This window comes from Flavisolibacter nicotianae (assembly GCF_003628535.1).
Taxonomy (GTDB): domain Bacteria; phylum Bacteroidota; class Bacteroidia; order Chitinophagales; family Chitinophagaceae; genus Flavisolibacter; species Flavisolibacter nicotianae.
The window spans coordinates 1-26,048 of sequence record NZ_RBCI01000001.1 but is presented as its reverse complement, the minus strand read 5'-3'; the positions used below and the strand labels follow the sequence as shown (position 1 = coordinate 26,048).

At 46.7% G+C, this 26,048-nt stretch carries 15 protein-coding genes, 1 tRNA gene and 1 pseudogene; 11 read left to right on the top strand and 6 right to left on the bottom strand.

Annotation, left to right across the window (positions count from 1 at the left end):
• Positions 1-27 precede the first annotated feature (27 nt).
• From D6024_RS00085 to D6024_RS00060, 6 genes are all read left to right on the top strand, one after another.
• Positions 28-1,962: a histidine kinase gene (locus D6024_RS00085; protein WP_162944432.1), complete on the top strand. Its 1,935-nt coding sequence runs from the start codon at positions 28-30 to the stop codon at positions 1,960-1,962.
• Positions 1,955-2,596 carry a response regulator gene (locus D6024_RS00080; RefSeq protein ID WP_121352042.1) on the top strand — a complete coding sequence of 214 codons (642 nt, stop codon included), beginning with the start codon at positions 1,955-1,957 and terminating at the stop codon, positions 2,594-2,596. The genes D6024_RS00085 and D6024_RS00080 overlap by 8 nt, the downstream gene beginning before the upstream one ends.
• A 529-nt stretch (positions 2,597-3,125) precedes the next feature.
• A complete protein-coding gene (locus D6024_RS00075) occupies positions 3,126-3,599 on the top strand; it encodes a hypothetical protein (protein ID WP_121352041.1) in 474 nt (157 codons plus the stop codon).
• 38 nt (positions 3,600-3,637) lie between these two features.
• Positions 3,638-6,643 carry a hypothetical protein gene (locus D6024_RS00070; RefSeq protein WP_121352039.1) on the top strand — a complete coding sequence of 1,002 codons (3,006 nt, stop codon included), beginning with the start codon at positions 3,638-3,640 and terminating at the stop codon, positions 6,641-6,643.
• Between the two features lie 187 nt (positions 6,644-6,830).
• Positions 6,831-6,904 (top strand) — tRNA-Pro (locus D6024_RS00065).
• 298 nt (positions 6,905-7,202) lie between these two features.
• Entirely contained in the window at positions 7,203-8,492 is a 1,290-nt protein-coding gene (locus tag D6024_RS00060) for a site-specific integrase (RefSeq protein WP_121352037.1), read from the top strand.
• A 136-nt stretch (positions 8,493-8,628) separates the two neighbouring features.
• Here the strand turns inward: D6024_RS00060 and D6024_RS00055 are convergent, their stop codons facing one another.
• A complete protein-coding gene (locus tag D6024_RS00055) occupies positions 8,629-10,089 on the bottom strand; it encodes a Fic family protein (protein ID WP_121352035.1) in 1,461 nt (486 codons plus the stop codon).
• Between the two features lie 512 nt (positions 10,090-10,601).
• Between D6024_RS00055 and D6024_RS00050 the strand changes: the two genes are divergently transcribed.
• The 4 genes from D6024_RS00050 (at position 10,602) to D6024_RS00035 (ending at position 21,296) form a co-directional block, all read left to right on the top strand.
• Positions 10,602-11,606 carry a helix-turn-helix transcriptional regulator gene (locus tag D6024_RS00050; RefSeq protein WP_121352034.1) on the top strand — a complete coding sequence of 335 codons (1,005 nt, stop codon included), beginning with the start codon at positions 10,602-10,604 and terminating at the stop codon, positions 11,604-11,606.
• 241 nt (positions 11,607-11,847) lie between these two features.
• On the top strand, positions 11,848-14,919 hold the full coding sequence (locus tag D6024_RS00045) for a hypothetical protein (protein ID WP_121352032.1): 3,072 nt from the start codon (positions 11,848-11,850) through the stop codon (positions 14,917-14,919).
• On the top strand, positions 14,916-20,861 hold the full coding sequence (locus D6024_RS00040; protein ID WP_121352030.1) for a DEAD/DEAH box helicase: 5,946 nt from the start codon (positions 14,916-14,918) through the stop codon (positions 20,859-20,861). The genes D6024_RS00045 and D6024_RS00040 overlap by 4 nt, the downstream gene beginning before the upstream one ends.
• Before the next feature lie 102 nt (positions 20,862-20,963).
• Complete coding sequence (locus D6024_RS00035) at positions 20,964-21,296, top strand: tetratricopeptide repeat protein (protein ID WP_121352028.1); 333 nt, start codon at positions 20,964-20,966, stop codon at positions 21,294-21,296.
• A gap of 423 nt (positions 21,297-21,719) precedes the next feature.
• Here D6024_RS00035 and D6024_RS00025 read toward each other — a convergent pair whose 3' ends face one another.
• A complete protein-coding gene (locus D6024_RS00025; RefSeq protein ID WP_121352024.1) occupies positions 21,720-22,244 on the bottom strand; it encodes a hypothetical protein in 525 nt (174 codons plus the stop codon).
• 92 nt (positions 22,245-22,336) lie between these two features.
• Between D6024_RS00025 and D6024_RS00020 the strand changes: the two genes are divergently transcribed.
• Positions 22,337-22,552, top strand: a complete 216-nt coding sequence (locus D6024_RS00020) for a helix-turn-helix domain-containing protein (protein ID WP_121352022.1) — start codon at positions 22,337-22,339, stop codon at positions 22,550-22,552.
• A gap of 153 nt (positions 22,553-22,705) precedes the next feature.
• Here D6024_RS00020 and D6024_RS00015 read toward each other — a convergent pair whose 3' ends face one another.
• The 4 genes and pseudogenes from D6024_RS00015 to D6024_RS27525 form a co-directional block, all read right to left on the bottom strand.
• Positions 22,706-23,650: a hypothetical protein gene (locus tag D6024_RS00015; RefSeq protein WP_162944431.1), complete on the bottom strand. Its 945-nt coding sequence runs from the start codon at positions 23,648-23,650 to the stop codon at positions 22,706-22,708.
• Positions 23,651-23,780: 130 nt separating this feature from the next.
• A complete protein-coding gene (locus D6024_RS00010; protein ID WP_121352018.1) occupies positions 23,781-25,298 on the bottom strand; it encodes a restriction system-associated AAA family ATPase in 1,518 nt (505 codons plus the stop codon).
• Between the two features lie 6 nt (positions 25,299-25,304).
• On the bottom strand, positions 25,305-25,694 hold the full coding sequence (locus D6024_RS27105) for a hypothetical protein (RefSeq protein WP_240409887.1): 390 nt from the start codon (positions 25,692-25,694) through the stop codon (positions 25,305-25,307).
• Positions 25,695-25,715: 21 nt separating this feature from the next.
• Positions 25,716-25,910, bottom strand: a pseudogene (locus D6024_RS27525) (restriction endonuclease subunit S); the annotation flags it as partial.
• Between the last annotated feature and the right edge of the window lie 138 nt (positions 25,911-26,048).

Sequence of the window (26,048 nt, the reverse complement as noted above, 5' to 3'; positions counted from 1 at the left end):
TTGTATTCTTGTCAAATGTCGTTTTGCATGCGCTTGTCTTTTCTTTTCCTATTTACGCTTGGCCTTGCCTGTTCTGCAAGGGCGCAGGAGCCGTATCCGGTGGAACTGGCCATTACAAAAATGGCCAGCCCTGTACACCCGTCGAAGGACCTAACGCAGATGGACAGCGTGCGGAAGCGGATTGGCCAGTTGCGGGCACAGCCGCAAAAAGGCAGCTTGCTGGATGCGCTGCGTTTGTATGCCACATTGTGCTTCCGGCAATCGCAAACCGATACCCTGCTGAAGATTTCCCGGGAAATGGAGGTCCTGGCCAGGGCGGAAAAAAATACCTGGTACGAAGCGGTTTCGCAGATCAACACCGGGTTGGCACTGATGAACAAAAACCAGTTCGACTCTTCGTCGTACTACCATTTCAGGGCGCTGCAGTTGGGCCGGGCGCTGCAAAACGACAGCCTGATCGCAGAATCCTATGCCTGTCTCAGCAGCGTTTACAATGCACGCAATGACTTCCAGAACAGCCTCCAGTTTTGTGAGAAGGCGGTACAGCACGCCGAAAAATGGAAGAACGGGGTGGAGTTGCTGGTCGTGTGCCTGGGCAGCAAGGCCATCACGCAAACCTTTTTGGGGCAGCACAAGGAAGCGGTAGCGGTGGACCTGCGGGCCATGCCACTGGCAGCATCGCTGGACAACCGCGACTACCTCATTACCACGAAAATGAACCTGGCAAGAAACTACGTGTCCCTGCACGATTTCGCATCGGCACGCAACCAGTTGGCGGAGCTGGAAAGGGATCTGCCGCGTTACGATATCTCTCCCTATTATTTCACGGCGAACATGGCCATCATGGGCATGATCTACTGGCAAATGCGGGACAGCAAAAAAGCCGAGGCCCTGCTGCTGCAGCAATTGCCCAGCGCCAGGCAGTTGAATTACGTGAAGCTGGTGCAACATATTTACGACACGCTGAGTGCGATTGCAGAAGGTGCGCATCGCTACAAGGATGCCCTTGCCTACAACCAGTCCTCGCAATACTACCAGGCGCAGGTGCAAAAACAAAACAGCGACCAGCTCTTCTCCGAGCTGGAAGTGCGCTACCAAACCGCTGAAAAGGAGAAAGCCCTGTCGCAGAAAAGCCTGCAACTGGCACAAATTGATTTACAACTTCAGAAGAACCGTTACTATATGTACTATTCGATCACGGCGCTGCTGGTGGCCCTGCTATTGACAGCATTGCTTTACCTGCAGTCGAGAAATAAAAAACTGGTTCATGCACGGGAGCTCAAATCGCTGCAGCAGGAAAAGGAGATCCAGTTGCTGCAGGCCCTGATGCAGGGCGAGGAAAAAGAACGCAGCCGCATTGCCAAAGACCTGCACGATGGCGTAGCTGGTATGCTCGCCGCCGTGAAAATGCATTTCAGCAGCATGCCGATGGCCGACAACCTGGTGCAAACCGAGGGCTACCGGCAGGGCATGAAGTTGCTAAACGAGGCGGCGCAGGAGATCCGCAAGACCTCGCACAACCTGATGCCCGAAGTGTTGTTGCAACAGGGACTCGACGAAGCGCTCCGCCGCTATTGCAACAGTGTGAACAACAGCAAAACGGTGCAGATCGAATATGACTCCTGGGGCGAGATCGACCGCTTTGCGGATGGTTTTGAATTATCGGTTTACCGCATTGTGCAGGAACTGGTGAACAACATTGTAAAACATTCCAAAGCCACACAGGCCATGGTGCAACTAAGCCAGCAGGAAGATCTTCTCACCATATCCATCGAAGACAACGGCGTGGGCTTTACCGGCGAGGAAGCAGGCGACGGCATGGGCCTGCGCAGCCTGCAGAGCCGTATCAAAGCGATTAACGGGAAAATGGAAATGCAGGCATCGGCGCAAACCGGCGTGAGTGCCTATCTGGAATTTGAAGTGGCCGACCTGAAAACAGGAAAGGAGGCGATCGATGCCTAAAATTCAACTGGCCATCGTGGACGACCACGCCGTGGTGATCGACGGACTGCGCACCATGCTTGCAGCCTTCCCGCAACTGGAAGTGGTGTTTACCGCCCAAAGCGGTGCAGCCCTTCTGGATTTCCTGCTACAGGGGGCGCCGGACGTGCTGCTGATGGATATCCAGATGCCGGAGATGAACGGCATTGACCTTTGCAAACAGGTTGTGCGGCTGCATCCCCGCCTCAAAGTGATCGCCTTTAGCAGCTTCGATGATTCGAACTATGTGAAGCAGATCTTTCGCTGCGGCGCCACAGGCTACCTGCTGAAAAACTGCGACAAGGAAACCATCGTCCGGGCCATTGAAGCCGTGATGGAAGGCGAGGACTACATGGACGATGCCATCAAGAAAATCCTGCTGCAGGAAAGCCTCACCGGCCAGCGCCGCTCCATCTTTGAAGTGCCCCTCACCAAGCGGGAAAAAGAGATTTTAAAACACATTGCCGAGGGCCTTTCCAACCAGGAGATCGCCGACAAACTGTTTATCAGTTTGCGCACTGTTGAAACCCACCGGCTCAATATCAACCAGAAGCTGGATGTGAAGAACACGGCCGGCCTGGTGAAAGAAGCCCTGAAGCGGGGGCTGATTGATTAGGGCGTTTTCCGTTTGATATTGGATATTGGAGATTTGATATTGGGATATTTCCTGTCATCGATTAATCCCGTTACAGAATCCAATAGCAGGCCGCTGAAATGAAAACGGCAGCTTGCCTGTGCTGGCCATTGAAGCAACCCCTTGCCAAACCTGCATTTCCCGATCGCTGATGGCTGATTGCCGATTGCAAATTGTTACTTGAGTCAAGACATCCTCTCATTATTCGAATGGTTCGTACGGCTCTCTATACCGTTTTCATCAATTTGGTTCGGTATCGCCATTCCCGTATCACCACTGCCTACTGCTAACTGCCAACTTTTTTTTCGTATCGACTAACGTAAAATGGTATTGCCTCAGTTCTACGTAGTACTACGGGTTTTGTTTTTTAGGTTGTTCAGCGTAGAAAATTCCCTAGTGCTTCTTCGTTCTTTGCCCTCTGCAACCGGTAACGGTTTTCGCCCATCCATCTTCCTGTAAAAAGCAACGATCCTGCCTGTGATGAAAATTCTTCCAACAAAATTTCTTTTCTATGCGATCATTTTTACCCGTTGTTTTTTTGCTTGTACATGTCCTTGCGAAGGCGGCCAGCCCGACTGCCGCTTCATCGAATTTGACCTTCAATTCCATTGAAGGCTCCAGTTTCAATTTGTTCTTTACCAAAGGTGATGGCGCCGGTCGCATCATCGTGGTGCGTAAGGCGGCGCCGGTGCAATTTGTCCCAGTCAACGGTGCGGCCTATACAGCCAATAACAATTTCGGCATCGGCTCACCCGTGGGCGACGGTGAATACGTCGTTTACAACGGCACCGGCAACGCGGTGTCGGTTTACGACCTGTTGCCCAACACGCTTTATTACGTGGCCGTTTACGAGTACAACGGCAGCGGAACAACCACCGAGTACCTGGCCACAGCGCTAGCGGGTAACCATGCCACGGCAACGCCGCCAACCGTGGCCGCTTCGAACATTGTTTTTTCCAACCTGTCCGGTAATTCTGACGGGTAGGGCTGACAGCCGGCAACGGCTTTGGGCGGATCGTGCTGATGAAGAAAGGCGCACCCGTTGACGCCAGGCCGGCGGATCTCGCCACCTATGGCCTGAATGCGCAGATCGGGAATGGGAATTACGTGGTTTACATCGGTTCGGGAAATGTGTTTGATGTGTGGCGATTGCCCACGTCCACGGATTATTATTTTGCCGTCTTTGAATACAACGGCAGTAGCCGCCCGGTTTACCAGGCCGTTCCGCCGGCCACCTCCGTTGTGACGACCAACGAGAGGCCTACGATCAACAGCAGTAGTTTTGCGGTAGAACGGCGGGAAGGCAACCAGTTGGATTTCCGGTACAAACTGGGCAATGGTTCTGCCCGCATCATCGTGGCCAGGGAAGGAAACCCGGTTACCGCTGTGCCGACGGACGGGACGGTGTATACGGGCAATCTTTCGTTTGGCGGAACCGGCAGCAGTGATTTGGGCGGTGGGCAATACGTGATCTACAACGGCTCGAACGTGAATGAATCGGGGACCAACCTTCTTTCGCTCAAATCGCTGCAGCGCAACACCACGTACCATTTTACCATTTTCGAATATGACCTGGACAGCCAGGGGCGACCGGTTTACCTGGTAACCAATGCCGCTACAACGAGCGGCACCACCTACGACGAGCCCACTGTTCCGGCCACCGGTCTTACGGCCCAAGCGATCACCGATAATGGCGCCAGCTTTCAATGGAATCCAGGAAACGGAACCGGGCGGATTTTGCTGGGGCGAAAGGGCGGGCCCGTTAACGCATCGCCGGCCGACCTCGTGAACTACCCGTCGAGCATCAATTTCGGAAGCGGCAGTGTGCTCAACGGCGATACCTATGTGCTTTCGGAATCGCAGACAGGCAGCACGGTGCAGCGCCTGCAATGCGCAACCGAATATCATTTCGCGGTGTTTGAATACATCGGCTATTTTGGAAAGCTGTACCTGGATGCCGATCCTGCACGGGTGAATTTTGTTACCGCCATCCGTCCAACCATCGCTGCCAGCAGCCTGGCCTTCGGCAATCCCGATGGCAACAGCATCGGGCTTTCGTGGGCAAACGGAAACGGGAGGGGACGTGTGATCCTTGCCCGCAAGGGTTCGCCGGTGACAGCGACGAGCGGTGCTTCCGGCGATTTGAAAGACGCTGTTGTGTACGAAGCTAATGCCGTCTTTGGCCAGGGAGCCGAAATCAAACCCGGCGAGTTTGTGGTGTATAACGACAGCGCCGGAACCGTGGATACGCGGAACAGTTTGACGGTAAAAGGGCTGGAAGGGAACAAGCAATACTATTTTGCCGTGTACGAATATGGCCAGTTGAACGGTGTGCTGCAGTATGCCACGGTTTCGCCTGCAACGCCGGCGACCCTATTAACCGGAAATGCCTTTACCTCGCGGCCTCCCACCATCGCGGCACGGCAGCCCTCCGTTTCGGCCCTTGCCAACCGGTCTCTGGGCCTGAACTGGGTGAACGGCTCGGGTGAGATACGCATCGTGGTGGCGAAGGCCGGCGGCCCTGTGGATGCCCTGCCAGCCGACCTGGCAGATTATAACGCCAGCGCTGCTTTTGGCACAGGAGCCGAAATCGGGAGCGGCAATTTTGTGGTGTACAAAGGAACCGGGTCGTCCGTTAGCCTGACCAACCTGTTACCGGCTACGACCTACCATTTTGCCGTGATTGAGGCGAACGGCCGCCTGGCGCCGGTCTTTCAAAATGCCAGCCTTACGCCACCGCTGGCAACATCGGCAACCACGCTGGAACGGCCCACGAAAGCCGCATCGGCCATTGTCTTCAGCAACACCGGGGCTACAGGCTTTACGCTGTCGTGGACACGCGGCAACGGCGGCAAATGCCTGGTGGTGATGCGGGAAGGGACGAGCCTCACCGCGAAGCCGCTCGACGGGCAGGTGTATCCCGCCAACGCGGTGTTGGGGGCCGGCACCGACATCAGTACGGATGGCAGCAGGCAGTATGCGGTGTACAACGGGACGGGCAACACCGTGGATGTTACCGGCCTGCAGCCGGGCAGCACGTATTATGTTACCGTATTTGAGTTTGAAGAACCCGCAACGATCGGCACGGCCTATCTTACGCTTTCGACTGCCAACAGCCTTGCGCAATTCGTTGCGGCACCCCTGGTTCAAAGTTCCGGGCTGCATATCCGTTCTTTCAGTAACGGTGTTTTGCAACTGGACTGGACCAATGGCAGCGGGCAAAAGCGCATTCTCCTGGCCAAAGAAGGTGCGGCTGTGGATGCCGTTCCGACAGACAATGTTTCGTATGCGGCCAATAATTTGTTTGGCACCGGACAGCAGGTTGGCAACGGGAATTTTGTGGTCTTCAACGGAACGACCTCCACGGCCACCGTTTCCAACCTCAAGCCCAATACGGCCTACCATTTTGCACTTTTTGAGTACAACGCGTTTGGCGCGGCCGTGCTTTACCGAACAACGGATCCGGCACGAACGGCGACCCTCCAGGAAAGCACCCTGCCGGTAGCCTGGCTTTCTGTAGGGGCAACAGAAAAAGACGGCAAAGTGTTGGTGGAATGGGCCACAGCGCAGGAGACCGGTGTTGATTCGTATACCGTGGAAAAGAGCCGTGATGGTATCCTTTTTTCGGCCGTTGCCACTGTGGCTGCCACCGGCCGTGCCACGCAGCCTTCCACTTATTCGGCGAATGATCCTGTACGAAGCAGCGGCAGTGTTTATTACCGTATCAAAGAAGTTGATGTCGACGGTCGATTCTCGTATTCCAAAATCGTGCGGGTGAGCAGTGGCGTGGCGGGTGACGTTTGCCTGTTGCAAAACCCGGTTCACGGTACGCTTCGCTTTTCTGTTTCCGCTGACCTAGTGGGAAAGGGTTATTTCATCACTGATGCAACAGGCCGGCCGGTGGCAAGCGGACAGATCGGTGGCAGCCTGATGACGGTTTTGTTGCCAGCACCCGGTGCCGGTGTATATTACCTGGTTTGCGGAGAAGAAAGGGGAGGGCAGCGAATCATTCCCTTCGTTCGGTACTAAAGCTTTCGATTGGTTAGTTTTTGTTTGAGCAGCCCGATGCAGGCTGTTCTTTTTTTATGGGGGCAGGAAGGTGCAAAACGGCCGGAAAAAGATTTCGGCCGAATTCGTTGGTTGCTATACTGCATTGCCCTACATTTGCACCTCCATTTTCGGCGGCCGGGCATTCCGGCAGGCTGCCGAAAATGTTCGGGAAGTAGCGCAGGCCGGTAGCGCACCTGGTTTGGGACCAGGGGGTCGCAGGTTCGAATCCTGTCTTCCCGACTTTAACCTTGTCAAAAGGTAACTAAACCTGTAAGTTCTAAGTGACTTACAGGTTTTTTTATTTTCTCCCTATCTATTTATAGCAGAAAATAGCAAAACTCCGGTGAGTCATCCGGTGAGTCAATCATGGCACCCGTTTTGGACTCACTGGCTTCGTTATAAGTCATTGATTTACATTGAAATGGGTTAATTCTTTTTGACCTGTTTTGGTAGGATTAGTCTGCGATTCGGGCTGTGGATTAGAAGGAATGAGTGAGAGAGAAATCAAATCATTTTTAAACCTGTCAAAACAATTTGTATGGAGACCACTCACACATTCGGGATTGACCTGCTGATCCGAAAATGCAAGCACAACAAAAAGCAGGCGTTCATCTATGCACGCATTACCGTTGACGAGGAACGAGCCGAAATTTCAACCAAAGAAAAAATTGACGTTGCTGCCTGGGATCCGGACAAGGAAATCGTAAAGGGAAAGACTATTGAGGTAAAAGAGATCAACCAGCACCTCGATGACATTCGCCACAAGATCCGGTCTAAATACCGAATGCTGAAAGAAAACGAATCTCTTATCACTGCCGAAAAGGTTAAGGAGGCATATGAGGGGATACTTGCCTCCCAAAAGGGGCACACGCTGGCGGAGCTTATGGCTTACTACAAGAAGATTTGGGAGACCAAGATGAAGAAAGGCGGCTTCAAGAACTACAAAACAACCATAGACTACCTGACCAAGTTCCTGGAGAGCAAGTACCCTTCAAAAGATGTTTACCTCGCTCAATTGAATATGGAGTTTGCAACAGAGTTTGAACACTACGTCAGAACATGCCCCCTCAAGGAACATGACCCAAGCGTGGGAAACGGTGTAGGAAAGCACATACAGCGCTTCAAGCGAATACTAAATTGGGGGTCTGATGCGAAGGACGGAATTGGTTGGATGAAAACAAATCCGTGCGGGAAGTACAGTTGTCCCCTCAAAAAGAGCAAGCGTAAGAAACTCACGTTTGAGCTATTGGTAAAACTGGAACGAAAAACGTTTCAAGATGCTACTCTCAATTACGTGAAAGAATTGTTCCTCTTTAGCTGCTACACTGGTTTTGCTTTTGCAGATGTAATGGCGCTTCGGGAAAGTCATTTTGAATGGGATGGTGATGAAACCATTTGGTGCAGAATATACCGGGCCAAATCCGATGTTCTGTCGCCCATCCCACTGCTAAAAGATGCTGCCAAAATCATCAACCGGCAGCGGAATGTGGCTGACTTGGGCCATGGCGATTCGATTTTCAAACGACTTACCAACCAGTTCGTCAATCGTTGCCTGAAGGTCATTCAAGAGGCTTGCGAATTCGATATTCCGCTAACCTTCCATGTTGCCCGGCACACCTTCGCAAAAACCGTAGCGCTGAAAAATGGAATTCCGTTGGAAACCGTTCAATTGATGATGGGGCATACCAAGATCACAACAACGCAGATTTATGCCGACGTTGATGAAGAGAAAATCATCAGTGATATGTCCGGAATCGAAGAAAAGCTGGAGGCAAAAAGAGGAGTTGTAATCGAACGCCTGAATAATTCTGTTTCACTTTCTGCTTAAGAAAGTCGGGGTTTTGGCTGTTTATACTCACTCTATAAGCGGCCAAAACTATATAATTTTGCAATGTTTTGGCCGCTTATAATTTTTCTATATCCGGCCATGCACCTGCAATGCACGGAATACTTATCTGGTTATCTTATCCTTCATCTGTCACCAGCATCACAGCAAAATCAAATCGGTCCATGCTGCCTGTTAGCTCAATACTACATTTGATGGGATAGCTAATCTTATAAATGCCAGATGTTTTCAGGACATCCGGTAACACTATGTTTGGATTTACAATAAACACTGGCTGAAAGTACGCTGGGTCGTTATAATTAGCCACTGAGTAAAGTTGGCGATACACAATTCCTTGGGCGGTTAAGGCTTCGATGGTAAAACACAAGCCGTTTTGCGCAAGTTTTTGGCTCCATTCGTCAGGGTGCTTCCATTCGAATAGGGGAGTGAGTACGATCTTCTTGATGCGCAGAAAAGACCCGATTTTGGGCAGGATGAAATCTTTTTTTCTTTCTTCGTTTGTCAATCGAATCGTCACATCATGTCGAACCATATCTGTATTCGCTATGCTGTAGCTGGTACCTCTTCCTGCTCCATGAACAATCAGGTTGCGGGTGGCTACCAAGTCCGACAAAATCCGTTTTACTGTCGGCAGCGGAATGTTCAGGCGCCGGGCAACTTCGCCGCTACTAATACCAGAATTCAACTCAACCAAGTTATAGATCTGCTGCTCGCGAACACCTACTGCTCCACGACTTTCTTTTTCTCTTACCTTCTGCAATAATTGGTGCTGTATATTTTTTAAGCAATCAAGGAAGAAATACACCCATTCCGTTACATCCTCACCTGGCCTCTCCCTTTGCGCATCCATCAGTTTCTTGTAGTACTCTTTTTTCCGGTGCTCAATTTCGTGTTCAAAACTTACATATTCGATCCATACATAGCCGCTTTTCATGAGCAAAAGGGTGGCCAGCAGGCGGCTCAAACGGCCATTACCGTCTTGGAACGGGTGGATGCTTAGAAAATCATACACAAAGATGGCAGCACGAATCAGGGCGTGTGTGGTTGCATCACCGTTATACCATCTTACCAAACCTTCCATCGCCTCCTGGGTGGGCCAACCAGGCGCAGTGGTTTCGAAGATGGTTGTTTTGCTGCCATCAGTTTCGGTTCGTTCTACCCGGTTTGGGCTAATTTTATAATCTCCCCGATGATAGCTGTCTTTTGTATTGTGCTTCATTAGGGTTTTATGCAGGTGCTTGATGCTGGCTTCTGCAATTGCTATGTCCCGGTATGATTCGGTAATCAGGTTTAAGGCATCGTAATAGCCGGCCACCTCCTGCTGATCTCTGTCAGATAGCTTATTGATGTCCAAGTTTTCAATTAGCACCTCTACTTCAGCATCTGATAATTGCGATCCTTCAATACGGGTGGAAGCGCCAATGCTACGTACAGTGGCAATCGTTTTCAACTCTTTTAGAGTTTTTTGTTCCCTTCGTTCAATAGCCTGCCATTGTGCATCGAATCGGTCTAGTTGGCTCAATTCCTGCGTAAACTGCATCCAATTTAGCGGAGAAAACTGTACAGTGTGAATTTCCATGATACGTTTTGATACGCAAATGTACGATAATTGTCTTAATCATGTGATACGATTTGAGACGGTATGAGCCAATGTGAGCTGTAAATTCAGAGTCTCGAAATAAACATAGCAAATACAGCCTCCAATAATTAGAGGCTGTATTATGAATTACGCCAACCGAATTAGCTTCCAGGTTACGGCTCGTCCATCATATGGTGGCATCCGGTTCCCTTTTGCGATTGGCGCTGTTGTACTGGGTGTGCCAACTACTTGCCACACGCCGCTTTCCGGACAGGTTTCACCGGTCCTTGCGGTAGTTCCAACAGGCATCTCATTCCAATTTAATCCGCCTTCAACAATGAGAGTGAAGGCAATTTCTCTCCGGAACGCTTGTCAGGCAGGCGTTCACTTCTGCCTTGTATCAAGGATATTCTTGAATTTGTAGCAAAAGAAAAAAGGGAGGATGCAGTCTATTTGCATTTTGATGGTTATTTGGTAAATCCGCTTTAATTTTCAGATCCAACTAACTGCTCATGCCTGACAATAAAAATTTTGCAGCTCGTATAGAGATCATTGATGAATGCCTGCGTAACCATTACCGAAGGTGGACCTTACAAAATCTAATTGATGCAGTGAACGAAAAGTTGAATGAACGTTTTGGCATCAGCGCAGGCAAACGAACCATCCAAGATGACTTAAAATATTTAAAAGAACAGAAGGTAGCACCTATTGAAAAAAGAAAGGAAGGGCCAACTACCTACTTTTATTATTCTGACAGCAGTTACTCCATCAAAAATTTACCGATAGGAAGTGAAGAAATCAGTTTGCTGAATGATGCTATTCACATTTTAAAGCAGGTAAATGATTTTAAAGTGTTAGAGGATGTAAATGGTATTATTCACAAGCTGCAAAACACCGTTAATACCAACGTGCCAGGCGGACCAGCAATCATTCAATTTGAGAAACACACAGTGGCTTTTGGCACCGAACACATTGATGATTTATTTTCTGCTATCAAGGAAAAAACAGTCTTACGCATTACATACCAATCTTTCAAAGCCACAGAACCTACAGAAGGTTTGTTTCACCCCTATTTGTTGAGGGAGTATCGCAATCGGTGGTTTTTGATCGGTAGTCACGATGGTTCCGAAAAAGTTACAAACCTCGCACTGGACAGGATAAAGGCTATAAAGCCTTCATTACACCCCTTTGTTGCGAATCCTTTTTTCGATCCTGAAACTTATTTCAATAATCTCGTGGGTGTTAGCTTGCCCGAGGGCGAGCCAGTGCAGGCGGTCGAAATTAAAATTGCCCCAAGTCAAGCGCCTTACATCCGCACGAAGCCCATTCATCATACGCAGGAAATTTTAAAGGTGTATGCAAACGGAGCCTTGCTTATCCGCCTTCAGCTTGTCGTGAATTACGAGCTCCGCTCGGTATTGCTAGGGTATGGCTGTGATGTGGAAGTATTAAAACCAATAGCCTTACGGAATAGCATGAAGGAAATTTTTGAAACAGCAGCATCCTGCTACCGTTAGAAAGTGCAAATAGGTTGCACTATGTTTTTTCATATTTGACTTCTGAATGTAGAAATGACCTTACACGAAGCGATTAAATATATTTCAAGATCAGGAGGTCCTTTGAAGACTGCTCAAATAGAGAACACTATAAATTCTGTGGTGGTCTATAAGCATCGAAACAGACTTCATACAAATGATATTTTTCCGTGTTTTAAGTTTAAAAAAGTTCATTCTTATATAAAGTTTACTGCTGCTTGTTATGAACCATTTAACAAAATTGCTTGCTAGAAACACTCTTACTAAACACGATGGCCGTGCCTTATGGCGCTATAATTTGGATGCGCAATTCTTTTATTTGCTCCAAAATCACCTGCGCAATGCACACAGCTTAACAGCCATTGACGCAAGGGATTGCGCCCTTTATTACGCCGCCTGGTGGAAGTGCGCTTACGATGGTGGATACCCTTCTAAGCAGGAAATCTTCAACACCATAGCCAACAAGCAAGCCTTTGGTGAGAGCGATTTTTACCGGCATGCAATACACGGTGCTAAACTTCTCGGTGTACGCTGGATACGCAATGCAAACACACACTACTTCCGTACCCTGTTGCTCCAAGGAGGTCTACCGGTACGCCATATTGGTAAAAACAAAGGAGCATATACCCGTTTTCTGCTGCGCATTCTAGAGCTAAACCCGACAGCTATAGACGATTTCGCTTTTGACTTTTCTATTACCTCTATACTACCTCCCTCAAGTCGAAACGATGAGATCTATGCCTGTTGTCTGCAGATTGTGAAAGCCGTCAATAACGAGGATGCCGACTTTCTGTCGCTACTGGAGAAGGATGATGTAATGGGTGAGATCAGCGCTGAACTGAAAAGTAAAAAACGTTCGCTTACCCAAGTACCCCAAAAGCGAAGGCTACGCAGCTTTTGGGTGTTAGAGCCGGCCAAGGCATCTATCTGGCTTTATTTGGGTTTTCCGGAAATGGATGCTGAAACCTTCCGGGATAAGCTCTTAATCAACGACGACAGGGAAGAAGAGCCATCGTACGAGTATAAACTATTTTATGAAGAGAGGGTAGTGTGCAAGTTTATTCGGAACAGTGTCAACCGCTTCACCGTAGTGTGGGTGAGCTCCGCACGATTGCGATGGCACGGCACTGATCAGCGGCCGGACTTGTACCTTATTGCGCATGATGGCCGGCGGCATTGTTGTACACACCTTCTTGGTAGCTTGCCCAGCCTGCAGCGGCCTACACTATGGACCCGTTACTCTGAAGGCCAATGGCTCTTGCAAAAAGGGACACACACGGCTGAAGACAATGCGATGGTACTGTATCCGGAAGCCTTTCGACCCCAGGATGGATTAGAAGCGGGACTGGTGGAAGTGGCAAATGAGATTTTGTACGGCCGTGAGTTTAAAGGCCAGTTTAATTTGATACGAGATGGAGCAGTACTCACCTATAAAACAGGATGTCCATCTTTCGATTGGTATGTTCCTGATGAAGGGCCTCTCTGGTTGCAGAAAGCCAACATGCCGGTGGTGCGCAGCAAGCCAAAGCTGGTAGCGTACGATAAAAATGGAGAATTGTTATCTAATGCAACCAAGCGATGGCGCAGCAAAGGTGAGCAGTGCTGGAAAGCCTGGAATGAACCAATGCCAAAAGGCCTGATTGAGTTTTGCATAGAAGTGAATGGCGTGCAGGAAGAGGATTGCTTTTTCAACATCGGGGCACTCCAATTAGAGGTGCGCAACAGCACCCTGCTGGAAGCTGAATTGTACATAAGCAACAACGATTTTCGATTACAGTTGAATGCAAGCACAAGCAGTTTGGTTTCAGTTGCAATTCTCTCTGATAAAGAAGTGCGCCTCACCTGTACCGATGCCACCAAACAGCCAAAGTCTATTGGCGCCAGCTTGCGGCTGGTGGGCCAGAGCAAAGGCATTCAATTTGAAATGGCGCCGCCATTTTCCGGCGTGGAGCTAATCGGCAACGATGAATGCGTTATAGCTGAAGATCATAAATTGCTACTTGACCATTTATACGGCTACCGCCTGCTGTGCGATAGGAAACCCTTATTCGTCCGGCTCTACAACACAAAATGTAAGGATATTGTGTTATCGCAAAGGTTAAGCGAGGCCTTATTGCCATTAACGCGCTTCTCCGACAAAATCGAACAACTCTTCAGCTTATGCGACCCTTTGGACGGCCGTGCCGAAGTGCAAATAGAAGTCTGGCGTGACGACAATAAATCAGTTCACCCCGTAAGAAGCTATTCCATACAGCGCTATGCCCAACAATTGGAATGTAGTGTTGACGACCAGGGTCAAGCTTTAGTGAAAGCCGGGAACATTGATGGGGAACTACTGTATGCCGTACCGCTGGAATGTGAAAACGCCAACATCTCTCTGGCGGGGTTGGTGCCCTCAGAAGAAGGCTACCGGTTTTTGGATGAACCTCAGGCGTCAAAGTACATCGTTTTTGGCGAGGGCGGCAAACGGGGTTCGATTAAGCCTGCTTTTCTTAACCTTGTGCCGCCGGGCAGCCCGATTCCACCAGATGACCGCATGGCCCGCCTCGAATTGTATCGTTTATCATTATTGGAAGGTGGGCCGGAAAGTGATTGTTGGAAGCAACTATTGGCTTATTACCAAATCTGTATTGACAACCACCTGCCATTTGCCACGTTTGAACTCCTCCGGTCTTGTAGTTTTTCCTCCCTATTGGCGGCACGCTTGTTTGTTTTCCTGGTTAGTTACGGCACTTCAGAGCAGTTTGTCACCGCCGAGTGCCCACAATTGGAGGCAGACCTGGGTTTTTGCTTTCACTGGGTAGAAAAGCAGCATTGGCAGGAGGCAATGGAATGGGCAGGCTGCGAATTTGGCTCCCGTGATTTTACGCTTGTTTGGGAAGCCATAAGCGGTATCTATTCCGCCCAACATCCCATTGCCCACTTTTCGCAAATCCGTCGGTTTGCCATGCAAGACCAATGGCCGGTAGTTGACACTTCTGTTTCGCCAACGCAGAAATTCAATAATATACGGTCGTCGTTAGGAGAGAAAGTCTTAAGCGGCATTCCCCGCCAATGCCCGGTGGTGCCTGAAATGCATGAGAAGCTGCTACCGGTAACATGCGCCGACAACCTGGCGCTATTAATAAAAAGTCCTTTAGCCGTAGCGTTGTCTATCACAGGGAAGAACAACTGCCTGTGGTGTGCCGAAGGCGAGCACATTCGCCGCAACGTCCGTTACAGCCAACAACTACACCCCGATTGGTACGGCTATGCCATTTGTCATTTTTTATTAAAAGCTAAACTGCTATTATGAACTTTCACAACTTATACCAGAAGATTGAAAACAGGTTAAACGATTCAATCCTGTCGCTTTGGGCTACCGGCGATGCGGAAATGCAACAACAACTGCGAGCCCTTTTTCAAAAAGAAGATGAGCAACTGTTGGCCAAGCCCGTTTTTCAAACTTCCTTTCCTTGGGAGGCTGCAGCACAAACCTTTGCCGAAACAGACGGCCTCTTTGATGCCACATTCATTGAAGCACTTGACAAAATCAAAGACGAAACCTTCCGGTTCCCGGCGGACCGGCGGCCATACAAGCATCAGGTAGAAAGTTGGCAAACGCTGCTGCACCAGAAAAAATCCATTGCCGTCACTACTGGAACAGGTTCGGGTAAAACAGAGTGCTTTATGCTACCGGTGCTCTACGATATTTTTTCTCATTGCCGAAACCAAACCGGCGTAAACGCCATCTTTCTTTATCCGCTTAATGCGTTGATTGGCAGCCAAAAAAAGCGGATGCATGCCTGGTGTAAGGCCTTGGGTGGTGTTAACTATGCTGTGTACAACGGCGATACACCCGACCAGTTTCCTGGGAAAAAGGCAGCTGACCGATTGCCTGAGTTAGCGTCCCGGCAACAAATTCGTGAAACACCGCCGCAGATTTTGTTTACCAACCCATCCATGCTGGAATATGTGTTGGTGCGTAACAGGGATGTGCCTCTACTGCAAAACTCAAAAGGTAAGCTGCGTTGGATTTTGCTGGATGAAGCCCATACCCTAACCGGGTCAAGGGCAGCAGAAATGGCGCTGCTCATCCGGCGTATTGTAGATGCCTTTGAAGCGGATGCATCGCAACTGCGTTTTGCTATCACCTCTGCCACCGTTGGCTCCGGTGCCGATAGTGCTGAACGGTTAAGGGAATTCATGGCCGGCCTGTGCGGCATTGAAGCGAGCAACATCAAGATCATTACCGGCCAACGGGTGTTTTCACAAGAGTTGCCGCCCGCCACCCATTCAGCGACTTTGTTTCAAGCACTAATGAGCAATCCTGCTCCGGAACAGGTAATGGAAGTGCAACAGCTCAGACACAAAATCTTGAAGTCACCCGGTGGTGTATCAGTAGAAGAAATACAAAAACAGTTTTTGGCTCCGGATGTTCCAAACGCACTAAAGTTGATTGATGGGTTAAGCGAACGGCAGGTAAAAGGCAAATCCATCCTGCCTGTACGTGGGCACTTTTTTGCTCGTGGCATTGGCGGGCTGTACGTTTGTACCAATCCCGCTTGCGAACACAACAAAACGGGTGCACCACTAGGCAAGCTGTCCACCCACGCGGCTGTGGCTTGCCAATGCGGTTGGCCCATGCTGGAACTGGTAACTTGCAGTTCTTGCGGTAACTATTTGTTTGAAGCAGACCGGGTTGTCGAAAACAGTGAAGAGCTGTTAAAAATGGTGTCAAAGGTTGTGGAGGACCCTTTTGCTATTGATCGAGCAGACGACGAGGAAGACGAGACCGGCAGTATGCCGCATTCCCGGTTTTATTTCGCCAAAGTCAGGGAGGATGGCCGGTACTCAAACGGACACTATCACTTTTCTCTTGACAAGGAAGGCAAAATGCATCATGGTGATGAGTATATATGTCTTCGCAGGGAAAATGAAAGCCAAGCCCGCTGTGTTCATTGCGGTGAAGGCGTCACCCATCCTTTCCACTTCCGGTTGTCGTCTTCTTTTATCAACCGGGTATTGGCCGATATAATACTGGAAGAAACACCTCCGGAGAAACAGCCGAAAACAGGTATGTTGTGGGAAGGACGGAAGTACATTTCCTTTACTGACAGCCGGCAGGGCACGGCCCGCATTTCCGCCCTTATCAATCAAGATAAAGAAGCAAGTTGGGTGCGTGCCATGGTGTACCACCTGCTTTGCCAGCGGCAACTAGCGTTGGAAATAGACCGTCCTGCTGCAAACAAGGTTGACTTGATGCGGGAAATAAGCGAGTTGGAAATGGAATTGGCTACAACAACCAAACCAAGAGTACGCCAGTTGATTGAAGATGATATTAAAAGATGTAAACAAGCGTTAGAAGGCATTGCTGCACCGGTGCCGCCTGCCCGTTTAAGCTGGGATAAGGCGTTGGACGACTTGTCATACCGCTTAGATTTGACTACACTTTTCAACGGTAACAACCCGAACGACAAAAATCCGAATGGCAAACGACTTTACCTGTCGGCCATGCTGTACGACCAGTTTGCCCGCCGCTTGCCAAAAGAACGGTCATTAGAAAACCTGGGCATGGTGAGCGTGGTATACCCTAAACTTGAAAAAGTTCCGCTACCGACTGTTGCCGAAAGTTTGGGCATCACGGCCAGCGAGTGGCAAAGCCTTTTAAAAATTGCCGTAGATTTTGGAGTTCGCATTCCGTTTCATTTTGAATTGAACACTGATATCCATCCTTACACCACTTCATTTGACAAATATTTTAAAAGCATACCGCTGCGCAACCCGGATGCACAGGAAAAGGATGGAAAACGCTGGCCCAGTTTTAAAAAGAAAGCTTTGATACCCGGCCGGTTGGCTTTGCTGATTTGCGCCGGATTGGGTTATCATGAACTGGATGCGCTTGATGCAGATACAATTGACCAGATTAACGAATTAATGGAGCGCATTTGGCGGACATTGAAGTCAGCCCTGCTCCAGGAAGACAACCAAACTTTTAAACTAAGGCTGGAAACCGCCTGCCATTTTCAACTTTCCCACAACCTTTGGCTTTGCCCGGTGAAGCGGCGCTTGCTGGATGTGCATTTCAGAAACTATTCGCCCTGGATAAAAGGCCGGCTGACCGCCGAAAATATCCGACACTATCAAATTACCCAATCAGTACAGATGCCTGTTCTTCCTTATCCTTTTCATTTGGATGAAGAAAAGAATCAAAACTTGGGCAGAAGCCGGCAGTGGATGGAGGACGCTTCAATGCCGTTACGGAGAAGCGGTATTTGGAACAACCTGCACGAGCAGGTGATTCTTCACCAGCCTGTTTACCTGGCAGGCGAACATTCGGCCCAACAACGAAAGGCCAGACTTGAGGAGTTGGAGCAAAAATTTGAGCAGGCAGAAATAAGCGTTTTGAACTGTTCCACAACCATGGAAATGGGTGTTGACATTGGCGGCATATCCGCTGTAGTGATGAACAACGTACCACCGGGGCCGGCCAACTACCTGCAGCGGGCGGGTCGGGCCGGCAGGCGGGCAGAGGCAAAATCGGTGGCGCTTACAATATGCGCACCCAACCCTATTGGCATGTATGCCATGCAAAGACCGCAGTGGGCCTTAGATCACCCGATTGCTCCACCTACATTGAGTCTCCGGAGCAATGCAGTGACAGAACGCCATGTACATGCTTTTTTCCTGGGCAAGTTTGTGCAAACTGACGGCGTGAGAGGATTGAATATTCGCGAAACCATCCAGGCTTTTTTCTTCACCGAAGGCGGATCGCTGGCATTCCGGTTTCAAAACTGGCTACGGCAGTTGGATGTGCGGCCTTATTTTAAGGCATTAAACCACTTAGTGCAGAACACGCCACTGGCAAACAATTCTCACCGCTACCTGCTCCAGCAAACAAGCCATGCCTTTGATGCACTGGTGGAAAAAACAAGGCAACGGAAAACAAGCCTCGATGACAAAATTTCTTCGCTGGAGAGGGATTTTGGCGAAAAGTCGCCGGCTGCAGCAGCCGTTCGCTTTCAAAGAGACCAGTTCATCAATAGCAATGCCGTGCAGTACTTGGCCGAGGAATGTTTTCTGCCCAGTGCCGGCATGCCCACCGGCATTGTGGAATTGGAAACGCTTACCGTGGATGACCTTAAAAACAAACGTACCGATATTGCCCGGCCATCTTATTTCATTACCCAGGCCCTTTCAGAGTTTGCCCCAGGCAACGAAGTGGTGGTTGACGGCAGAACCTATTACCCCGCAGGCATTATTCTAAAAAATGAACGAAACGACCAAGCTAAGCATGACATTGTGCAGCGCTGCACCTGCGGCAATGAGCGGATTGTGGCGGTGGCCGACGACCTCAAACACGACGCCTGCATGCATTGCGGCCAGCGCAACTTTAAGGGCTTGAAATTGGAAGGCGGAAACCCTGGCTACACAGAGCTTATTGAGCCGGTGGGATTTGCCGTTGATTTGTACGAGCCACCAAGCCGCCGGGTCAATCCGGTGTCCAACACGCAGTACGTTGACCCGCTGCTGATAAACGTACAGCCCTGGCCCTCGGGCAGTCCGGCCTTGTATGAATGCCGGGAAAGCGACGGCGGCGGCGAGATTCTTTTTTACAATACCGGCCAGGGGCAGGGCTACGCCGTGTGTTTGGATTGCGGAAGAACAGCAAACAGCGCCGACGGCTTGAAAGACCACAAACGGCTACGGGGCGGCAGGTCCGAAGACAATGACCGTAATGCAATATGTTCTGGCAACAACAGCGGGTATGCTATCCGGGAGCACGTAATCCTGGGTGGCCGTTTCAAAACCGATTTTTGCGAGTTGCGTTTGAGGAGGAAAGATGGCCAACTTTCCGACAACATAATCTTGTTGTATACACTTGGTTCGGTGCTTACCAAAAGCCTGGCTCGCTATCTGGGTATTGAAGAAGGTGAAATTGCTTTCGGGTTGAAACGTTATGACACCTATTCTACCATCTTTATTTATGACAACGTAAGGGGAGGAGCCGGCTATGCCGTACAGCTTCCGCTCTATGCTGATTTGCTTTTCAAAACAGCTAAGGAGAAATTAGAGCGCTGTGATTGCGACAAGGCTTGCACCAAATGTCTCATTGACCGCAATACGCAATGGCACATTGGCAAACTGGACAGGCATACCGCTGTTGAATGGTTGGAGCATGCGCTCAGCCTTTCAGCACCCGCCGAACTACAAAATGAATTTCCAGGCATCGAACCTCTAGTTGGCTCGTTGGAGAATGAATTGGCACGGCTGGCATATACCCAGCAAATCAGAACACTCTGGGTATATGCAGATACGAGTGTAAGAGATTGGGAACCGGAGAATATCAAGCTCTTTAACAGTCTCAAAGGAAGATATTCAATTAACATCTTGCTTGAAGACAGGCAAAATGCTTGGGACACAGATGAACGGGTAAGAATTATTCAATTGGAGAAACAGTTTAATTTTTATCAGCTTTCTCCAGTTAAAGCTGTGGTACTACAAACAATTTGCAAATTGGAAAAGAATAATGGACAATGCACGGAATATCTGGCTGCTCAACCTAACCTTACTTTGGATAATGTTTGGGGCAATCCAGAATTCGGATTTGTTTACAAGCGGCCTTGCCAGAAACCTGAAGACCATATTCCATTGACGATAGTGCTTGACCGTCAAAACACGGTAGATATTTATATTGATCAAAACGATCCATCTAGCATTTCTTCCAATGGATTAGTGGACATTTTGCTCAAGAAGTTAACTGGGAAGTTGGACTTGGCCTCAGCAATGAAAGGTCATCGATTTGAGGCGGTTTATTCAGATCGGTATCTAAAAACGCCCATAGGTTGTTTAATGATGGTACAGTTTCTTGAAGTGCTGCAGAAGCGGCTTGGGTTTAGTGTAAAATCTTTTTTGTTTAACGGTAAACACTTTGGGAATGATTATGCTCCGTCGTCCTGGAATGGTGATTTCAGGAACGCCGATATGCGTAACCGCACCATTGAACGTTGGATAAAGGAGCTTGGAATAGATAACGTGGAGGCCCGGTCTGAAAGAATTCCCCACTTTAGGTTTTTTAAATTTTGGAATGATAAAGTCACTGTAACTATCCGGCCTGACGGAGGGGTTGAACACGGCTGGTATCCGGTAAACGCTTCTTCAGTAAAGAAAGCAGAATTTGTATCGGTCAAAGATTTGTTTCAAGTTAGTCGGAAAGATGGTAAAATGCTATATTCGGTAAGCATCGAACAGTCTTAGTACATTGGTTAAAGGGGCGTTGTTCTTTCGCTTTTTTGACAAGCAAGCCTGTATGTCATCAATGGAAAACGAACTATAATTTTGCAAGCTAAATGTCATCGTATGGTATACAATAAAGAAGCTATTTCTGCTGAATTTGAAAGAGGAAAGTTGATGCTGAATTCAGGTGATTACGGGAAAGCAATTGAATTATTTTCAAAGATTATTGATACAGTGGCACTGGCGATTGAGGAGGATAAGGATGCCAAGGTTACTTGGGATACCGCATTGAATAATCGCGGTTTAGCAAAATGCAAACTAGCCTATAGCACGGGTGACAAAGCCTTGTATGAGTCAGGAATGGAAGACTATCGTACGACTGTTAATACGTTTTCGGAGGGAGAAAGACATTGCAATCAAGAAGGCAAATTTTCGTTTTTTCGACAGATGAATTGATGCGTTAATGATGTTTGCCTTCCAGCCTTAGAAGGGATTGACTGAATATAGAATTTATTTTATAATCGTCTTGGTACAAAACTCAAACTTCTACCTTATAAATTCAAAGCCATAGGTCAATTTTCGTATAGGGCAAAATGAAAACACACCTCCGTAAGAAACTCAACGCTACAGCACATTTCTTCCTAAGAAAGTGTGTCGATAGAAAAAGCCTCGATTTACGAGGCTTCCAAAATTAGTTTGTTTCCCGCCTGAACAATCCTTTCAATATTATCACTAGTGCAATGATAAATGTCACTATGCCAAGGCCAAGAAGTACATCTGGCAGTACCTCCACCTTCATCACCTTAACGATACTGCCCAATGTCGTGAAAACAATTGACAGCAGGAAGATCAATATTCCTTTGTTATGTTTCATGGTCATCATTTTAAAGCGTTACAACTACAAGCAATGGCAATTACGATGGAAACAGTGGGCTGTGTTGCTAGCGCTATACACGAAATAAAGCTATCGCAAAATTCGTCTGTTTCTGCCTTGAAGCAGGTCGAAAAGCTTTCGCCTGCTTCTCGCTGGCAAAAGCCCTTGCCACCGTGGTCGAGTACGGCGGTGCGGCTGCTGATACGTTTCTGCCCATCCTTGATGTTGATGGTGGCAATTTCATTTCCCTTCTGGATTTCCACCGTAGCGTTCTTCTCGTCGGTGATGTAGCGGGTAAACAGCACATCGCCCTTTTCGCTAGTGGCATAGGTGCGATTGGGATTTCCTTTAAACTTTGCCATGTAAATCAATACCCCTTCCTTGCCGGTGGTAGTCTCGATGTGGGAAAGGTCAAGGCTGTCTTTGACACTGGCGTAGAGTTCACCGGCCAAGGGCATTTGTTTTGCGGGTTCCTGCTTTTTTTCGCAAGCCGCCAGCAGGAGAGCGGCAGAAATGAATAAATAACGCATAGAAGAAGCTTTAGATCACGAATGTAGTATTAAAACATGACAGTAGTATTAAAACATGACATCAGAATTTTTTGAAACTCCGTTCTTGCAGGATGGCTCAGTCTGATTATTTGGTAAAACTTGGCGAGAAAATCGCAGAAAAGCGTACTGCTGCTGGATTGAGCCAAAACGCCCTTGCCGTCAAGTGCGATATGGACCGGCAAAACATGCACAAAATCGAGAAAGGAATGGTCAATATATCCATGCTTACGCTGAAAAAAATAGCTGATGCATTGAATATTTCGCCAAAGGAGCTATTGAATTTCTAACAAGAAGCAGCTTTTGTAAACAGAGTTACTGGAAACTGATTCACAATTTTGGTGCTCTAAAGGAGGAAGATCTTATTCAAGATTCAGAAGGATAGTGGGAGAGTACAATAAAAAATATGACCCATTTAAACCTAATAAATGTAGCAATAACCTCTAATTATTCAAGACAGTATGACGCTGTTGAAGCAAATGTAAAAAAAGCGACAAATCGTCATCATCTAATGCAGAAACATATGGCCAAAACTGGAATTCCAGAAAGTCACCAGGTTGAATTGCGCAACCAAGCCTAAAATTATAGTATTGATCAATTCTTAAGCGCAAGTCACCTAAGTCGTTCGGTACAGTATTGTTGAAGTAAGATATAAAATCAGTTAACCAGAAACTGTATTCGTCATTCAAATAGTTAGAATATCTATAGTCAATACGAAAAACAGATTTCCAAGTTTCAAATGCTTCGTTCAAGTTTTCCGGAGAAGTTTTTACTATCCATTGTTCATTCAGAGAAAATATATTTTGGCAAGACAATTCCACAGTAAAATTTTCAACTGGATCATATGGAAAATAAGCAATCCTTCTAGCTCCATCTATAGAATTTATTATGATGTTCTGCGTTCCTTTATTAGGAGCTTTGTTACATGAGTCGCACATCGGCACAAGATTAAAGAAATTAATTGCGGCAAAGGGATAATGGTCTTTATCTAAGTAATGATCGTATTCATTTCTTTTTTCCTTCGGATTTTTTAGCTTTTCTAGTCCACAAAATGTGCAAATTCGCCTTGTAGTAAAATGATTTAACTCATCCAATAATCTATAGTGTTCTTGAATTGAACTATAGTTGTTGCTGCAACTCACGGTTTTTATTGTGGAGGCCCATAAAAACAGGTAAAGGTTTTTAATAGCACGTTTTAATTCATCGTAATCATCTGAAGGAAAGTTTAGAATAGGAAAGCCTTTGTTTGTTAGCAACTGAACGACATTATTGTTATGTAAAATAAGATCGTAAACATTTTGCTTATTAATATTAGGTTGGTTCAATTCTTGAAAAACTCTTTGAAATTTTGCCAGCAGGTCATTTGAGTTTTCTACAACGCTCTTCAAGGCATTAGTAAAAAGTCGATTTCTATTGAATCTCGATATACTAATTGCATTCTGAAAAAAAGAAAGCACGTCTTCGTTAAGCTGGTATATGCCCTGATTGTGTAAAAAAAGTAACCTAAACCGCATACTCCTAATCCTCTGAATTAAGCTCCTTCAAATGTTTTAAAAGCGCCAACTTTTCAAAAGAGGGTCCTGTATTATCAACAAACTCCTGTATATCTTCTTTATTATCACTTCCTAATAGTGTCTTTATTTCCGAAATTGCTTCTTCCGAAATTGTTTCTTTTATATCAAATGCTTTTCTTAATATCACATCGAAAGAAGTTCCAAATGTCTCAATACCAATTTCGTCGAATGAAACTTTATCATCAATTCTAATAAATTTAAAAACACGGTATCCTTTACAATCCGAGACAACAAAGGGTGAATGTGTCGTAAGAACAAGCTCTTGATCTCGACCCTTCATTTGCTCATTGATGATGTGAATAAATTTCGTTCTCCAAGTAGGATTAAAATGAGTTTCCGGTTCGTCCAACAAAAACAACACATCTTCTTGTTGGAAAATCATGATCGCCCCTATAATTTGCAAAAACTGATGTTCGCCGTCACTGATACCAAAGTATGGTATTGTTTTTTCTGGTTTTGAAATATTTAGTTGTATTTCCTCGAAGCGAAAAACTTTGTCCTCCCTTGCTAATGTCGGTTTGTTGTCTGTTATATCATCTTTAGTTACGGTCTTTCGATATTTCTTTTCTAAATTCAACGAGTTAAGAAGCTCAAATTTTTGAAAAGCCATAAATAGGTTGTACACGCTTCCAAAATGGTCCCTAAAAGCTTGTTTAGTAGCTTCTGTGTTCAAAAAATCGAATTCAAAATAACCTTCTTCTGCTTGCCAAATATTACAAACACTACATCGCCTAAGCTTATCTAAATTATTTTGAAGCTCATTGGAAAGGATAACGAAGTTGCCTCTGCCTGATTTTCCTTTTCTTTTAAGATTGATTATAAGTCTAAAACTGTCTAATCCCTTGATACGTAAAAGATCATTAAATACATCTAGATCTGTGGAAGTACGAAATAAGAAATTTGACGCCACTATTGCTTCATTACTTTCATAATCTAAAAAGATCATCCTGTTATCTGGTACAGGCTTAGTTGATTTTAGTTTTGCATTTATCCGAACATCCTCGGAGTATTCTTCGTCGAGTTGATTTAATCGAAAACTTAGTGTTTCATTCATTCCAGAAGTGTAGCCAACGACCTTAGTCGGTAAACAATCCAGAATGGCTTTTGAACTTTTGATTTCTGTCCATTTTTCTGCATCGTCGGGAGTCGTATAAATTTTGGGACTTGAACTATTAAGAGTAGAGATCTTGATCTTTTTGTTTTTTACTCTTTGAAGCGTGTACACAATTTCAAGTTTCTTGATTGTCTTTGGTTTATTTCTTCCAAACCGATGAAGGCTTTCTACATAATAGAAAATCTCTACAATCAATTCAAGTAAATTTGATTTGCCCGAACCATTAATGCCTATGAGACAAATAGGATCAATTTTATTATCTTCTCTGGGTACATGACTCAAGTTGATTGCTTCAAAAGGCTGAAGACTATTGAAAATATCGGCAAGTTGAATACTCAGAATCTTCATGAAAGTCTATTTTGAAAAAGAGAACTTATAATTCTTTTTATCAGGTCTGTATTCGATATTCACAACGCCATCTTTTATAAGTTTGAAAAACTGGTCTCTCATAAGTCTATAATCGTATTCGGCAAAAAGATATTCAATGTCAGAAAATAAAAAACTTTCATTTTTCAATGAAGTTCTCAACAACGTTTCCAAATTTATAGTCTCTTTGATGCTATTCACTTTTGCTTCTTTTTTAGGTTCCTCTTTTGAGAGTTTCAAGTAATTTTCTCGTTCAAGCTCCATTTCTTTGAGAAATTGCGATAGTTGTTCCTTTTCAGATTTGAGGTCAATTAGCTCACCTTTAAATGCCATTAATAGTATAGCTTGAATACTTTCACTTAATTTTTTTTGGACCAAAAAGTAGCGCTTTTCAATTTTATTAAAACTTGAAAAAATATTCAATATGGATTCAACAACTTTATTCTGTTCATTTAGCGGAGGAAGGGCAATTGGTACTTTAGATAATGTGGTTAAGTTGATAGAAGCTAAATTGACTGTTTGATTAGCATTATCAAAAAAGTACCTTCGAGTTGACGATGACTTTGTAAAAAAAGAAACATATTCAGGATTAATAAACTCACTATCTACTTGTAAGCTCCCCCTGAATTCGCTGCGTTTAAAAGTATAAAATCAGTTGTTTTCTTTTGGTTTAAACATAGGAATTTGGATTTTATGGTATTCAACTGGCGGCACGAAGCCCAAGGCCTGGTG